A 16,195-nucleotide genomic window follows, 5' to 3' on the forward strand; every position below is an offset into this window, starting at 1 on the left:
TATTCATTAAAGCCCTCGATCAACCTTGAACGAGCCCACATTAATATATCCACTAGCATCCAAAATATTATCGACCTTTAAATCAATAAACTCATCTCCCTTCAAGCAAATATTAATTAGACTAACAGTTAAATTTGGATAAACTTTTAACGAGTGCTCTAAAACCTGCCCCAAATCTGGAAAACTTGAATCATGAGCCCCTGCATTAGGAGAAGTAGAAAACAACCAAATCAGATCTAGCGGTATCATTTTCGAAAAATAGACCTCTTTCTCTTTTATAGAAAAACGATGCCAGCCATTAGCGAAATAGTTTAAAAACGACCTATATTCATGCCATTTAATTATTAACCGATCTAAACCTACATCTCTTCCAGCAGCCAACGTATATTGATCAAAGATATACTGCCTTTCAGATCTATTTATTATTACATGCAATCTCTTATCTCCACTTTTATCGTAGAATGAGCCAACATGCACCCATGGCGATGTAACCTTACACAGATAGTCTTCATCTGGCATCACTTCGGACGGAGGATCAATAAACTGTGCACCCCCAAGCTCTGCAAGTCTCCTCTCATACCCTTCTTTATTCGCAGCGGCAATTCTTCGCCTAAAGGATTCTGAATCCCAAACCGCTAAAGGTCTATCAATGAAGGAAACCGTCATCAAAGGGTCGCTTTCGCCCTTGACGTAACACACCTCCTTAGAATATTCATCTGAGATCCGGGATAACATATTTTCGACAAAATCATTAAAAGCTTTCTTTTTTAAGCTTGAACCTGGAAGAAATAAAAACCCATACATTTCACCTAATAGAAGATCATCATATATGCCGACATTTACCGTTGCTTTATTGCACTTTACCAAATCCTGCGCCAGCACAATAACTGGACTTACAAACAAAAAAATGCAAACTAAAAACAACTTGACTACCCCCCCCCTCATAGACTTCCCCTTAAAATCAATTACAAAATACAAGCCAAAAGACAGAAGCCAAGAACATTAACTCTCCATCAATGGACTTTATTTACACCAAAGCAAAGAAAGATAAAAAACATAAATTCCTCCCCTACCAGCCATGACCTCCACCGCCATCAATATCTTCAACGAAAGCCTGACAAACATACCATCTGCTGAACTTTATTTTATTATAATTTTAGGCACACCCTGTAAACCGGTCACAGATGCCATTCTTAAATAGCACCTATCGAGAAAACTGCAAACCTTACGTTAACAACTCTGGCTTTAGCAAGATTAAATATGTCAATCTTAATTTCTGCCGATCACCTCTCACTTGCAAATCTTATTTATTCATTAAGAATGAAATAGCTCAACACCCACCTCACCTTACTTCGGAATAACCAACATTAGCTCTTTTGCTGGGATAACAAAATATCTCTACATTACACATAACTGTCCGGAATTATGAAACCTACTTTTTATCATTGGCTTTAGAGCGCAACAATCTGCAAAATATCTCAAACACTCCTAAGCAACATCAAACATTTGTACATTTTACCAAATCATTATGAGCCTGACTTATTTGCTCTTTTGTGTTTTTTGAAACACATCGCGCCCTCCAGCTCCTCAACTATAAGCTTTGAACCAGACTAATCACTGTAGAGCCTGCCAAACATCCTCCCATCTGATATTTCCTTAGAAAACTATAATTAGCACCCATATTGACATGGTTAACCATTCCAAAAAATTACGTCACTCTTCCAATGTAAACTTTTACAGAATCGATCATCACCTGAAAAATCATAGAAACTAATGCTCACCCACCTACTCCCTTTAAAAACAAACAAAAAACTCTAGAAACCAATGCAAATAAACACAGAAAAAGATGAACAGGCAATACAGCAAGAAAATGAAAAAATTAGACTATCTTTAAGGCCCTCAAATAACCTCAACTTTCTGCTCGAACCAGCATCAATTTCAACATCAATGAGCCAAAGAGCACAATAGACCCCAACAAAAAACAAGATAGCTAAATATAACTTTGAAAACTAACAAAAGATCTATCATGATTTAATCGCTTCAACCTAGAGCCACAAACCCAAAACGCAATAATAAAAGACCGAAGCCGGCACAAGGGGAACAATAGAAAATCCAAGAATCCCACAGTTGCCTGCAATCCAATTACGGTTTTTTATACTAGACAAATCCGCCCCAAACATAAAAATTAAAAATTTCACCCCAACAAAACGTCAAAACTCAACACTTACCTCTCCATTAAACTACTTTCTTTATATCTAAGCATCGGCGCCAAAAAGAACTCAATAACTCTTCGCTTGCCAGTCTTAACCTCAGCCATTACCGACATCCCTGGTGAAAGCCTGACAAATCTACCATCTACAGCAAGCCCCTTTTGCTGCAGCCTTAAGCGCGCCTTATAAACCAACCCCAGCTGCTCATCTTGAATAGCATCATCAGAAAGATCCACAAGCTCCGCATCAATTACCCCATATTTGGTAAAGTTAAAGGTATCGATCTTAACTTCTGCCGACTGTCCCTCATGAACAAACCCTATATCCTTATTAAGAATATAAGCCTCGACTTCCATATCACTTTGATCAGGAACGACCAGCATTAATTCTTGCGCGGGAGTTACCACACCACCAATCGTATGTATGGCTAGCTGCTGTATTGCGCCATCAATTGGGGCGGCTAAATGGTATTGCTTGCTTCGCTGCTCCGCTTTAAGCTTTTCCTCATAGAGAGAAGCCTCTCGAGTACGAATATCGTGTAATTGTTGTAGAGCTAACTTATATTGCTGATGTAGAAGCGCTTCTTGCTGGGCTTCATTTGCAGCCATGGAGGCCTGCAACTGAAGCAGGCTCGCCTGCCGAATACTGATATCCTGCTCTACTTCAATTTGGCTCTGCTTTACCTCTAAATACTCCATGCGAGCCCCAAGCTTTTTCTTCTGCATAACTTCATAGGCGTTGACTCGCTCATTCAACACCTCTAGCAGGCGTTTATTTTTCGTAACCTCCGCCTCTGTCATTTTGTATTCAGCGGCCATGCGTACCGACTCTCGTTGAAGAGAAGTGAGGTTTGCAGTAAATTCTGCTGCCTCCTGCTGCAATAGCACTTCATATTTTCCTTTATAGGGAGCGAGCCCTGGAAGCTGTACAGAAAGGCTGGGCAATGACTGACGCTCAGAGGAAAACCAGTTCGTTAGGGCTTCCAGTCGGTTGCGATGCAAAGCGGCATCCCGCCATTCCTGATTAAGCCTACGAACATCTGCGGCAGTTATAGAAGTATCTAGAGTAATTAATGGGTCACCGGCCTTCACTTTCTGCCCTTCCTTTACATGAATGGCCGCTACCGCGGCCGTTTCCAGCGGCTGGATAGTCTTTACTCTTTCACTGGGAATCACCTTGCCCTGAGCCGTGGCCACAATATCAATGCGACCAAAGCAGGCCCAAAGGATCGCGATAACAAACAGCAAGACAATGGACCACATAATTGCACGCCCCAAAGGCGGAGGGGGCGTTTGCTCGACCTCAATCGCCGCAGGACGAAAGCTATGGATTTCCTTATCACTTAAAATCGCCTCTTTAACTGGGGATGCAGGCAACCATTTCATAGGTGTCCCTCCTCCAGTTGCCCAGTTTGCGGCACCGCCTTAAGCTTGGGGGTATGGTTTTGATAGCTATGCAAACGAGCGTAATACCCCTCTTTCTCAATTAGTTCGTCATGAGATCCACTTTCAACAATATCTCCTTTTTCCACGACAATAATCCTATCTGCATGGCGAACGGTAGAAAGGCGATGGGCGATGATAAAGACCGTGCGATTCTTACATATATGCCGCATATTTTCTTGAATAATACGTTCAGACTCATAATCTAAAGCACTGGTAGCTTCATCAAAAATTAAGATCCTGGGATTGGTAATCAGCGCACGCGCAATCGCAATTCGCTGCCTTTGTCCGCCAGAGAGAGAGGCACCCTGCTCCCCCACCGGGGTGTCATAACCTTCTGGTAACTCCACAATAAAATCGTGTGCACCAGCCAACTTTGCGGCCTGGACGACCCTTTCCATTGATAAACTCGGGTCAACTAGAGCAATATTTTCTTTTACGGACCGGTTGAACAGTCGGTTTTCCTGTAAAACCACACCCACCTGCCTGCGCAGCCAAGATGGCTCCATCTGTGCTAAATCAATACCATCCACAAGCACACGACCGCTCTCCGGAACATACAAACGCTGCACAAGCTTAGTGAGCGTACTTTTACCAGACCCCGAACGTCCGACAATACCAACAACCTCCCCCGCCCTTACCTCCAAAGAAAGCTGACGAAGTATTTGTGGCTGACCCGGTGCATAACGAAAAGAAATATTGTCAAATGTGACCTGACCATTAACTTTTGGTAGTGTTGTTCGATTTGGATTGTGGCCCGGCTCCGTTGGGGTATTGAGAATATCTCCTAGCCGCTCAATGGATATCCCAGCCTGCTGAAAATCCTGCCAAAGTTGAACCAACTTGAGAATAGGGCCACTTACTCGCCCAGCAATCATATTAAAAGCGATCAGCTGCCCAATGCTGAGCTCATTGCTCATCACCAGAGTGGCGCCAACCCATAGAATCAACACGGTTACAATCTTATTGATGAGCTGTGCAACTTGACCGGAGATATTCCCAAGATTGCTTGCTTTGAAAGATGCAGCAACATAGGCCGCAAGATTCTCTTCCCAGCGCTTCTGCATCTGCGGCTCTACCGCCATTGCCTTAACCGTTTCAATACTGGCTATTGACTCGGTTAAGAATGCCTGGTTTTCAGCGCCCCGCTTAAACTTTTCATCCAAACGGTTTCGTAGAATTGGGGTAATGTAGACAGAGAGCGCCACATAAAATGGAATAGAACCCAATACTATCCATGTCAATGTGGGGCTGTAGAAATACATAACAGCAAAGAAAACGATGGTAAAAAATAGATCGATCACCAAAGTTAGTGCAGAACTCGTAATAAAATTACGAATTGTGTCCAGTTCGCGTACCCGGGCAACCGTATTACCCACCTGTCGAACCAAGAAATAAGCAATCGGCAGTCGAGTCAAGTGATGATACAACTTTGCCCCAAGTGTGACGTCTACTCGGTTAGTTGTATGAGTAAATATATAGTTACGCAAGCCATTCAGTAACACATCAAATACGGATATGACAATCAAGCCAAAGGCCAGCACATCCAGTGTTGTCACCCCCTTATGTACAAGCACCTTATCGATCATTACCTGGAAGAAAAGAGGCGTAATCAAAGCAAAAAGCTGGATAAAGAAGGAGGCAACTATTATATCTCTCAGTAAGTGCTTATACTTTAGGATTGCCGGAATAAACCAGCTAATATCAAATTTTCCTTTACTCCCCGGTAACAATGATCGTTTTGCAAGCAAAATAACACGGTCGTCCCACAAAGAGAGAAAAGCCTCTTTCTCCAACTCCTCAGGCTGGCCGCCGCGCCCAAAATGAATAAGAATTTTGCCTTCTTGAACGCCGGCTAATACAGCAAAAGTACCATCTTTCAACGACACAATAGCAGGCAAGGCAAGACTAGAAAGCTTCTCCCATGAAGTCTTGAAGGCGTGCGCCTTAAATTTAAGATACTTTGCCGCCCGAAGAATCTCTGCTTCAGAAAAGGATGTTTCACCAGAGCAAAACTCATGGCGTAACTGATCAGCATCGGCGGGTACTTGGTGGAAACGTGCCACCAATAGGAAGGCAGACAGACCTGTGTCCACACTCCTTTTGGACTGAGAAAAACCCATCTATTACAACTACCGCTTGGTCTACAACTGCGGCACAAACCTACACAAGAAAATTCGACCTTTCAATAAAAAAACAAATCGAGCCAAAAGATAACCTTGAATCTTCTACAGACTTCACAAACTATAAAAATCATAATGAAAATAATAGATTTTTATCTGAAAATGCGCAGCCACTCCGAAAATATTAACCCTGACATGCACAACTATTCACATTGACACAAAAGTCACTTTATTCAGATTGCACTTAAAAACACCCAGCGGAAAAGATGTATGTTGACGCTTACATGAAAGCTCTCTACCCACTCACCCTATTAAAAATAAATGTAACGGCGTTTTCATACTTAAAATATAAATTATCAACTTTATTACTTGAAACCAAGACTCACCCACTTAAGCCCTTTGATACATATGACTTACATATTCAAGAACTCCCTTATCCACCTTACTTTATCATTTGTAACTCTGTACAGTATCTGTCTATCTGCAAGTACAGACACGGTATTTCAAGCCAGCCATGCCGACAGCCACCACCGCATAGACCAGCTCTACTACCTCCAGCCCCACAACAGCTACGTGCGCCTGGAGGCCAGTGATCGCCTCACAGACTGGCTGGATAAGGGGTTTCGCTCACTGGAACTGGATGTTGTCGACCACGGCCCCTGGCAGGGAAGCAGCTACGGGCCCTATGTCGCTCACGGTCAGAATGATATCGGTAATCATATGTGTGGGAGTAATGGCAACGAGGATCGATTGGTTCACTGCCTAGACGACATCAAATCCTGGCTCGCGAACAACGAACTTAGTGCGCCGTTGATGCTTTATATTGATATGAAGCCCAATAGCAATTGGCTGAGTGCCTGGCATGCGGATGAGATCTATCTGCTGGACCAATATATTCAGCAGGAGCTGGGGGATCTGCAATTCAGTTATCAGGAACTCATCACGCACTTACAGGCAAGCTCCCCCTCCACAGACTACCGCAACACGCTGAAAAATATCGGCTGGCCGACATTGAGTGAACTGCACTCCAAGAATAAAAAAGTATTGGTAGTATTTACTGGTGGCCAGAGCGGTAATGTCAACAATCGTATGGAGTCGGCACTGGACGGCTACAATCTTCATGCTTTCCTGTGCCCCGATATTGATACCGCCGATCCCGAGGAATTTTCTGGAAATATTGATTCAATCGATTCTAACAGCTCCAGGCGAATAGTTTGCGGTAATGTAAAGGCGGGCGACCACCACCAAATAACCGCTAACGAAGCCGCCAGTAGCAAGCAGTTGATGCACCTGTGGAGCAGCTCTGGCGACTTTAGCAATACCGATTTTGCTTATGCTTACCTCGCAGTTGCACACGGCGCTACAGCTATAGGTATGGACCCCTCTAACGTTGCTAACACCCCAGAATATACCAATCAGGCAATTCCTTTTGTTGGTGTTCGACGCAGTTTACCCGGCTATATGCGCCTTCACCCCGCCTCGAATAGCGATCTGTGTATGACCGTATCCCAAGGCTATGGCAATGGTTCCAACCTAACCATGCGTAGCTGTGATACCAGCCACGAACAGCAGTTTGTCTATACTGCCGAAGGCCAGCTGCGGCCCAAGGCTAATAATAAATACTGTGTCGATTACAACACCGGGAGCGCTGACAACGGCGATAAAATGCATTTATGGGATTGCGATGGCGGCAACTCAGAAAAGTGGAAAATTCAGCTAGACGGCACCATTCAGAATCGCGACAAGAATTGGGGCTACTGTATGGATGCCCCAGGAAATTTAGCCAAGGAGGGAGAGCACTTGCAGGTTTACCAGTGTGACAGCAACGATGTAAGTCAAAAATTTGTATTGGAGGCCGTTTCTGACTGGGAACAAAACCGTTTTTAAAACTCTCCGTCCATAAAAAAGGGCATCTGTGAAGATGCCCTTTAAGGGTACTTCCCTACCGCCTATCTGCAGCGCCTCAACAACCACCCGCGGAAGCCCCAAATACCTCACACTGTAAAAAGAGCTCACCCTCACTCTGGGCAAGCGACATTGGCACCGATCAACAGATACTATTGCGCGCCGATAGTACGGTAGCGCACTGGGAGCTGATGGTACTAATGAATCACCTAGCGGAGGAGGTGGAGGAAACCCCCAAATCTATTGAGCAACCGAAACTCGCCCTGCAAGGGGATACAACCGACGATGCCAATGATGATACAGTGGTAAAGCACAGCTTCTCTAGCTACCAAGGTAACCGAAGCGGAGCTCGTCGTTGGGCATGGCTGTTCCAGTCGAGTTTTTATACGTTAACAAACCGCACAGTACTCTCGAGCCCCCGTATTTCCACTAGCGACACCTCCTGCTGATACCTTGAAGCAACTGACCAAACGAACACATATACATGCTGCAAATATAGCGATGTCGTAATGAGCCAAACTTTGAGCTCCTTAATGAAAGAATCCACTAAAGACAGCACATTGCCCTACACGCCGCCATTGGCAAAGGGCTGGATGCGCTAGCTACGGGGTGCCGCCGCTTGCTTTTGCCATTTTCCATATCTGTAGCCTCTATTTGCTCAGTTTCACCATCAGCGGTATCAGCTGCGGCGCTTATGGGATCTGACCCCCTACGGAACCCAAGGAATAGAGACACTCGTAATTTTTAACGCTATAGTCCCCCAAAATTAATTTCTCTGGGGGCAGAATGTACAACGCTGTACTTTTCATTCACTTGCTTGGTGCAACAGTTTGGACCGGCGGGCACCTAATACTGGCTTGCACAATATTACCCAATGTTTTTCGGGATAAGGACATCGCATTTCTTTCCCGATTTGAGAGCCACTACGAAAAAATAGGCATCCCCGCTCTGATCATTCAGATTCTATCTGGGCTCTATCTCGCTTACACCCTACTGCCAGACTTGTCCCAGTGGTTTGATTTCTCCCACCCAGTTTCTCGCCTGGTCGCCTTCAAACTTATTTTTCTCGCTTGCACTTTCCTACTGGCCATAGATGCAAGACTTCGAATCATCCCAAACCTCTCTAAGAATAACCTTAAGTCGCTTGCCTACCATATTATTCCGGTTACGGTGTTATCAGTTCTTTTTGTTTATGTGGGCATCTCATTTAGAACTGGCTGGCTTTTTTAATAAATCACGATAAACAACCTATCTGAGAAATTCAAACAATGATTAGACCCGCTGAGCAAAAGGATGCAAACGCAATAGCTACGATATACAACCATTTTATTTTAAACACTTCTGCCACCTTCGAAGAGCAAGAGGTCAGCGAAGATGAAATAATCAACCGCATAAAATTTATTCGGAATTCCAATCTGCCATGGCTAGTGAAACAAATACATGGAGAAGTCATTGGCTATGCATACGCTTCAAAATGGAGGGAGAGAAGTGCCTATCGATTTTCAGTGGAATCAACGGTTTATATTGCGAACGATATGAAATCGAAAGGCTTGGGTACAGAACTATATTCTGTGCTATTTACCCAACTGAAAGAAAGGAATATCCACAATATAATTGGTGGAATCACACTACCCAACCCTGCAAGTGTCGCTCTCCATGAGAAATTGGGTATGAAGAAGGTTGCGCATTTTGAAAAGGTTGGATTTAAATTTGGCCAATGGCTCGACGTGGGTTACTGGCAGGCCCAGCTAGATTCTTGAACCCACCAACTTGAAACAAGTAAATAGGCAGCCTTTTTTAAGCCCACTTGACCCCGCAGGGCAATTTAAAACTACTATATTCCAAATGAATAACACGACGACGCCCCGGCAAACGAGCTTTATTCGAGGAGTGAAGGATATAAGGGCACATAACTAATACATCTCCTGCTCTTGCCTCACACGATACTGAGCCTCCTTTAGCTACAAACTGCCTAACCGCCTCAGCGCCCATCACTCCCTCTCGTTGACTATAGGGCAGCACCCATAGGCAACCATTGTCAATACCGGTATCATCAAGATGCACCCTTAGAGTGATCATTTCCTTTAATACATGCAAAGGAGGCTGCACATGGTGAACCCCATCCTTCAAACTCCAGGGTCCCCACGCAGAGCCATCAAATGGCGAGGAAACAGCTACCGTCTTATCCTGATACCAGGGAACAAACCAGTTATTCTCCTCACTTTTATCAAATAGAATGGCTCTCACCAACTGGGCAGGCTTCGATAAGTATGCATGTACCAAGCCTAAAATTGGGCCCGACTTTGCCAATAAAGCGATGGACAAAAATTTCTTTTCTGCGGAACGTATACCACCTCTTCGACTAGCAAGTGTTAAATCTACTAAATTAGTCTGCAGGGCCACTAATTGATTGTCAGACATAACATTACGGATCATGGCATAGCCACACTCAAGCTCACTCACTTTAAATAACCTCACACAGCCCACTGAGAAGAACTTGGCCATCAGGCTTCTCTGCTTGTTGGGCGCTTTGGAAAAATTCAAAATCATTTACCTCCATATTCTGCATAGTGCCACCGGATCACGCCCTCCGCTTAACAGAGAGAGAGGCGCAAGCGCTACCGGCATTCCTTTAGCTATAGGGCAAATAGGCTTAAATTACGTAAAAATCTCCCAAAAAAGAAAAAAGTGCCATGGTTCACATTTTTAGCGTGCAATGCGTGCTAAATTTGCTCCATTCAAGTCGAGGTCAGCTTGATTGATAGTCAGATGTTTATACGCTGGCAAGCGCGCTGTAAAGTAGTAAATCCCAACTCATATGATATGTGTCCGATAGGGCCCCTATACTCATCAGCAGACAATTTAGCAGTATGTCCTCCATATTTAAAAGTGAATATTTACTTACAGCTATCACGCTGTAGTAAGTTTCTCGGATGCCGCGTTATTGCAATTATCATTGAGGTTACTCAGCGCCTGGAATTTGATTACAGGCCCCTATCCTCGCCCGCAAATTGCAAGGGGCTATTCATCCCGCGGCACTGCAAGACAGTGTATATAAAGGGCCCAGTTAGAAAAATGGCTTGCGCAATTGTGCTCAATTTTTTTCAGAAGACCCATGCCAGCCATTGCACTAAGAAGACTAGTGACCTGGCTATCGATGATTTTTAACTTAAAAGATAATCTTACGTACCAGCATACCTTCAACGATGGGCATGGGTGCAACAGACTCAAGAGCTGACTTTTTCCACAACGAAGAGATTTATTTCAATGAGCACTGACAAAAGCAATGACTCCACACCATTTCTAGCAGGCATGAGTGCTGGTGAACAGCAATCATCTCTCTCGAATTCAGGCGCAAAATCAGTGCTGGGGCAGGGGATCAATTTTCGCGGTGAGCTGATTGGCACCGAAGATCTTCACGTAGAGGGCACAGTCGACGGCACCGTTATTATGGTTGGTCACAACCTTTCTGTAGGTACCGGTGGTGCAGTAACCGCTAATATTCATGCGAAAAATATTGTTGTAGAAGGCACTCTGGATGGCGATGCACTTGCCGACGAGCTGATCGAAATTCGCAATACTGCACAAGTGAATGGAAATCTTATTGCACCAAGAATCAAGCTGGATGACGGTGGTAAGTTCCGCGGCTCGATGGACATGGTAGATACCGACTCCGAGATGAAGGAGCGCCATAAAGAGTTCTCCGATCGCCTGGTACACCCTGACCTGCCAGCGACAGAGGACAAGCCCGCAAACCGTGCGCAGAATAACGCTCCCTACGTCTCCAGCAGCACTTCTGCAACTGATTCATCGCGCCTATCTGACACCAGCGATTACTTATTCGGCTCCAAGGAGACCGAAGAGGAAGCTGAGGAAAGCTGAGCTAATAACTTCAGATAATCCTCAATTTAGGCCCCGGCTTTTGCCGGGGTTTTATTTGGTGTGGAAAATATGTTGCAGCATCACTCGTTTGGCACTGCCGCCCTGGTGGATGAGGTCATTCAACCTGGCAGTAAAGTTTTGGATCTGGGGTGCCTGTCATTTGGCACCACACAAACCTTCTTAGAGTTATCCTGCCAGACCTTTATTGAAGATTTACGCAGCCTCCTATTGGAGATTTATGCCGCCGATACACAAAGCAGAGCTGTACAGTTATCAGGACATCTCACAAAAAAGCCACAACGAGTAAAGATCGACATTGTACTCTGCTGGGATCTATTTAATTTTATGGAGCCCGAGCTTATCGCTCGGCTGATCGAGGAAATCCGCCCACACTTAAAACCGGGAACCATTTTCCTCACAATGTTGTATACCGGCACAATGCCCAAAGCTCCAGCAGACTTTAAGCGTTTAACAGGCTTTACATTTAATACTGAACCCCTGGATCTGCAGAAACCCTTACCCACTTATCGCTACTCATCACTGAAGCTGATGAAAACCATGGGGAATTTTTCCCTGCGCTCTTCCCTTTTACATAGGAAAGGCATGCGTAAAGATCTTATCGAGCTGATGTTTGAGTATGGCAATGCAAAATCTCAAAATACGGTGAGAGCGGGAGGCTCCTCCGGAGCAATCTCTGCCTTTAGGAAAACTCGCTTAACAGAGCTTCTCTTTCCCGCCCTCGATACGGCCCTCGCACAAGTTGCACGCTCCCCCGTGAGCAAGATTTTTGATATTGGTCAGAAAGCTGGCCGGAATATGCAACAACTCCAACGTTCGGTTGGGGAGCTATTCATCTCCGATCTTTATTCTGCCATTCTCTGGCAGTGCAGCCGCAAAGTGCCGTTTGACGGCGCGGTGCAAGCCGCTTTACGGCAAGCTACGCTGCCCGACAATTTAGACTGTATATTGCTTTGGGATCTACTGAATTTCTTTTCCGCTGAAGAAATACAATCAATCACCAACGCACTATATAACTATCTCAGCGATGGCGGCGTAATGCATTTTCTGCTGTTTAAGCAAGAACAACTGCCAATCAATTGTGGTGTATTCGAGATTCAGCCATCGGGGCATGTTGGCACCTACATTCATCCATACGGCAATAAGCAAGCAAAATTCCGCACCGTTACCGACGTGGTGAAGTCCCTGCCGCAAATGAAAGTGCTTAGCCAGAGCACAGGGCGGATACCTAGCGGGCCCTTTTATCACGAAATAACCATGCAAAAAGTTGTAAAGGATTAATAATGACTCAGTTCTTCTACCACTGGTTGACTAAGTTATCTCCAGAGCAGGTGACCGACACCTTTCTTATCGTTATGCTTGCCCTTGGCGCTGCTGCGTTGATCCTCTATCCCCTAGGTAAGTTTTCACGCTTTGTAAAAGAAACCCCGTCACTCCTCACCGGCCTGGGCATACTCGGCACCTTTATTGGCATTATCCTTGGCATCTACGGTTTTGATCTCGCCAATATTGACACCTCTATCTCTGAGCTTATGCAGGGTTTGGAGACGGCCTTTATGACCAGCATTCTGGGCTTATTCCTCTCTTTGATACTGCGTACTATTTTTCAAGTATTTAGTAAAGAGCTGCCAACCAAAGCGACAGCCGATGATATTTTGCTGGCAATTAATGCTCAACGACAAGATTTATCAAAATTTCAGCACAGCGTGAGTGAGGAAGTACTGCAGTCCCTGAATTCTGTGGTAGAAAAATTTAACCAAGGCCTGAATACTCAGATGGGCGCAAGCCTGCAACAGTTTACTCAACAACTGGAAGCCGTATCCCCTGCCCTACAAGCCTTAATAGATCAGCATGAGCAACATGCGGAACTAGCCACAATCTACCGTGAACAAACCACCTCACTACTAATCGAGATTAATAATGCCCAGGAAAATCTCCTGCAACTACACCAACGCATCACCGAGCTGCCCGAAATTTTTAACGTCATTCCTTCACTGGTAGAACAACAGCGCACACACTCAGAGCAGATATCCGTTATGCTCAATGAGCAGCAGGCATCGATTGAGGTGCTGCAAAAGTCGATCCCGGATATAGCACCAAAATTCGAATCCCTCACCCTGGGTATGGATAGAGCCAACCAGCAGCTGGGCACTCAAGTTCAACATCTGATTTCTCTGAGTGAAACCCAGGCCAAGATCTTTGAGCAAAGAACGAATAAAGTGGTGGCTCTCGCCGATGTTCTAACTAATATCGACCCCAATCAATTCTCCAATGTCATTCAAGAGACCGCCAACAGCCACCGCGACTCTATGGTTGAGCTCGCACAACTAATCGCCAAAACCCATCAGCAGATGATCACAGAGCTATCACAGGTGATCACCCGTGATCTGACGAATGCGGACGTAAGCATCAAACGACAGTACGAACTGCTGGACCAGCGCCTGCACAATGAGGTGGAGAGTGTTATGGCCGCGATGGGTGATGCTCTGGGTACTTTAAGCGGCGAATTCTCACGAGATTTCCGCCAGCTGATTCAGCAAATGAAGCGGATTGACACTCAAGTGAAGCAGGCTACCGGAGAGGAGCATGTTTGATCGCGCTCACTCCAGCAGCGAATCCAATGAGAGTCAGTGGATTAGCCTATCCGATATGATGGCCGGCCTGATGATGGTGTTTCTCTGTATCGCCGTATTTGTGATGCGCTCTTTGATTGATGAGCGCGCCAAAATTCGAGAGCTTGCCGAATCTTACCGAGATACCCAACTGGCCATTTACCAGACTCTACAGCAGGAGTTCGCCCACGACCTGGAGCGCTGGGGAGCCTCTCTGGATAAGCAAACCCTTGCTATCTCATTCAACAACAGTGATGCATTATTCAGCACAGGTAATTTTACCCTGAGTGATAATGCTCGCACGATTATGTCTTCCTTTGTACCCCGCTACATTACCGCACTCACACCTTATATGGATTCCATTGCCGCAATCCAGATTGAGGGGCACACCAGCTCCGAATGGGGAGATCAAACTGCTCCAGAAGGAGGTTATTTTCACAACCTGCGTCTTTCACAGCAGCGTTCACGGGCAGTAATGCAATATGCGCACTCCCTACTTCCACCGACACAAGCTGTGCTCGTTCGAGCTAAGGTCGCCGCCGTTGGCTACTCTTCCGCCCGCCCCGTAGTGGATGCCAACGGTATAGAAGATCCGGATCGCTCACGTCGGGTCGCTTTCAGGGTAGTACGGGATTCGGAAAGCCATATCCTACAAATTCTTGAGGAGGCGTTGTGAAGCTCACCAACTTCCAACAGATTCCAAAGCGCAACCCCCAAGTACCACAATCTATACTTAAGGCTGTGCCAGCATGTTCACACCCGCCGCACACCAGTGTGAACAAGTCACCCATTCGCAGACCTAAAAAACCGTTATCATCTATCGACAAACCAAACCGAAACAGCCTGGCCGCGGCTATTCAATCGGGTATCCAACTGGATTCTTCAGACCTCGACAAGCTCGCCTGCGGCTGGCGCTATCGGGGTATTCCAGTCTTTGTGTTTGGACTGGAGCAATCTTCGCCAGCACAAGAAGGCTCTTTCGGGCAAATTCATATCTCACCAAAATGCCCAGTGGCAAGTAATTACCAGGGCTCACTTTGGGCCAGTAGCGACTACAGCGCCGCAGGCAAAGCCTTTCCGCAGGACCCGCTAAAGCCTTGCCCTCATTGCCTACGCCACCTGTATAGCTTAAATATTGCCGAGTTAGTGCGCAAAGACCGCTTTGGAAATCTTACGGATATTGATTGGCTAAACTATGCAAGATATTTTTCCAGCTCTATTTTTGACCAGTACCCACTATTCTGGAAAAACGGCGAACGCCCCCAGAAAGTACGCGCTCTATTCACCACTGACACGGCTGAATATGCCTGCGCCATTTGCCAGTGCCATGTAAAAGCTAGCGATTGGGCATTGAACCCAGAGCTCGCAGAGCGCAGTGGAATCCCCAGAGAAATTTGCCTGCTCTGTGCCGAACGACGTGCGCGCGCAGTCATAATGGCACCACCACAAGCGGCCCTGCGCGCGGCAACACTGCGCTACGAATCTCTCACCAAACAATTAGGCAGCGAACCACAAGCATCCTGGGCAATCGCCGAGCAAGTAGTTCCGGCAGCTTGGCTGCCATTGGTACAGAAGCTAAAAACCCTAATGGGACCACCCAAGGTCTTCCAGTTAATCTCCCCGAGGGTACTCGCGGTTTTATGCTGGCCCAGTATGGGGCGGGCGATCATTGCCGATAACGCTAAAGAGGCAACAATCCCCCAAAACTATTCGATATGGCGTAAAGCTCAAATTGAGCAGGAGTTGGGCCTAAGGAACCCCTGAATTGCGCCGTAACATCCCAGCGGAATAAAGACTGCAGATGTTAGGTGCAGCCCACTGTAATAGCCTTAAGGCCTTTACAATCGTTGCAACTCAACAGAGGCGGGCTTTAGACTCGCCCGCCGAACTTTAAGAGTTATCACGGCATCCTAGATTGCCAACATAAGTGACACACGTTCACCCACCAAAAATTCCAGTGGGCTCAAGTAATTTAACACCTTCCTGGGGCGAGTATTGATTCG

13 protein-coding genes are annotated in these 16,195 nt (G+C 45.9%); 9 read left to right on the forward strand and 4 right to left on the reverse strand.

Annotated elements, in window-relative coordinates; translation table 11 throughout:
* Positions 1-6 precede the first annotated feature (6 nt).
* The 3 genes from ACCI51_RS10115 to ACCI51_RS10125 form a co-directional block, all read right to left on the reverse strand.
* Positions 7-924 carry a hypothetical protein gene (locus ACCI51_RS10115; RefSeq protein ID WP_371843481.1) on the reverse strand — a complete coding sequence of 306 codons (918 nt, stop codon included), beginning with the start codon at positions 922-924 and terminating at the stop codon, positions 7-9.
* Between the two features lie 1,300 nt (positions 925-2,224).
* Complete coding sequence (locus ACCI51_RS10120) at positions 2,225-3,595, reverse strand: HlyD family type I secretion periplasmic adaptor subunit (protein WP_371843482.1); 1,371 nt, start codon at positions 3,593-3,595, stop codon at positions 2,225-2,227.
* Positions 3,592-5,775 (reverse strand): type I secretion system permease/ATPase, encoded by a 2,184-nt coding sequence (locus tag ACCI51_RS10125; RefSeq protein ID WP_371843483.1) that lies wholly within the window; start codon positions 5,773-5,775, stop codon positions 3,592-3,594. The genes ACCI51_RS10120 and ACCI51_RS10125 overlap by 4 nt, the downstream gene beginning before the upstream one ends.
* A 408-nt stretch (positions 5,776-6,183) precedes the next feature.
* On the opposite strand from ACCI51_RS10125, the gene ACCI51_RS10130 reads away from it, so the two are divergent.
* From ACCI51_RS10130 to ACCI51_RS10145, 4 genes are all read left to right on the forward strand, one after another.
* Positions 6,184-7,662, forward strand: coding sequence for a ricin-type beta-trefoil lectin domain protein (locus ACCI51_RS10130; RefSeq protein WP_371843484.1), 1,479 nt, complete (start codon positions 6,184-6,186; stop codon positions 7,660-7,662).
* 173 nt (positions 7,663-7,835) lie between these two features.
* Positions 7,836-8,129 (forward strand): hypothetical protein, encoded by a 294-nt coding sequence (locus ACCI51_RS10135; RefSeq protein ID WP_371843485.1) that lies wholly within the window; start codon positions 7,836-7,838, stop codon positions 8,127-8,129.
* Positions 8,130-8,466: 337 nt separating this feature from the next.
* Positions 8,467-8,910, forward strand: coding sequence for a CopD family protein (locus ACCI51_RS10140; RefSeq protein WP_371843486.1), 444 nt, complete (start codon positions 8,467-8,469; stop codon positions 8,908-8,910).
* Between the two features lie 38 nt (positions 8,911-8,948).
* On the forward strand, positions 8,949-9,440 hold the full coding sequence (locus tag ACCI51_RS10145; RefSeq protein ID WP_371843487.1) for an arsinothricin resistance N-acetyltransferase ArsN1 family B: 492 nt from the start codon (positions 8,949-8,951) through the stop codon (positions 9,438-9,440).
* Positions 9,441-9,477: 37 nt separating this feature from the next.
* Here the strand turns inward: ACCI51_RS10145 and ACCI51_RS10150 are convergent, their stop codons facing one another.
* Entirely contained in the window at positions 9,478-10,230 is a 753-nt protein-coding gene (locus tag ACCI51_RS10150) for a phytanoyl-CoA dioxygenase family protein (protein WP_371843488.1), read from the reverse strand.
* Positions 10,231-10,947: 717 nt separating this feature from the next.
* Here ACCI51_RS10150 and ACCI51_RS10155 point away from each other — a divergent pair.
* The 5 genes from ACCI51_RS10155 to ACCI51_RS10175 all read left to right on the forward strand — a co-directional run bounded on the left by ACCI51_RS10155 (position 10,948) and on the right by ACCI51_RS10175 (position 15,956).
* The gene (locus ACCI51_RS10155; protein ID WP_299587835.1) at positions 10,948-11,562 is read left to right on the forward strand and encodes a bactofilin family protein; all 615 of its coding nucleotides are present in this window, start codon (positions 10,948-10,950) and stop codon (positions 11,560-11,562) included.
* 69 nt (positions 11,563-11,631) lie between these two features.
* A complete protein-coding gene (locus ACCI51_RS10160; protein ID WP_371843489.1) occupies positions 11,632-12,861 on the forward strand; it encodes a hypothetical protein in 1,230 nt (409 codons plus the stop codon).
* 2 nt (positions 12,862-12,863) lie between these two features.
* Complete coding sequence (locus tag ACCI51_RS10165; RefSeq protein ID WP_299587840.1) at positions 12,864-14,174, forward strand: MotA/TolQ/ExbB proton channel family protein; 1,311 nt, start codon at positions 12,864-12,866, stop codon at positions 14,172-14,174.
* Positions 14,167-14,868, forward strand: a complete 702-nt coding sequence (locus ACCI51_RS10170) for an OmpA/MotB family protein (protein WP_371843490.1) — start codon at positions 14,167-14,169, stop codon at positions 14,866-14,868. The genes ACCI51_RS10165 and ACCI51_RS10170 overlap by 8 nt, the downstream gene beginning before the upstream one ends.
* A 98-nt stretch (positions 14,869-14,966) precedes the next feature.
* A complete protein-coding gene (locus ACCI51_RS10175; RefSeq protein ID WP_371843491.1) occupies positions 14,967-15,956 on the forward strand; it encodes a hypothetical protein in 990 nt (329 codons plus the stop codon).
* Positions 15,957-16,195 lie beyond the last annotated feature (239 nt).

Origin of the sequence: Microbulbifer echini, assembly GCF_041447225.1 — a bacterium.
GTDB lineage: Bacteria > Pseudomonadota > Gammaproteobacteria > Pseudomonadales > Cellvibrionaceae > Microbulbifer > Microbulbifer echini.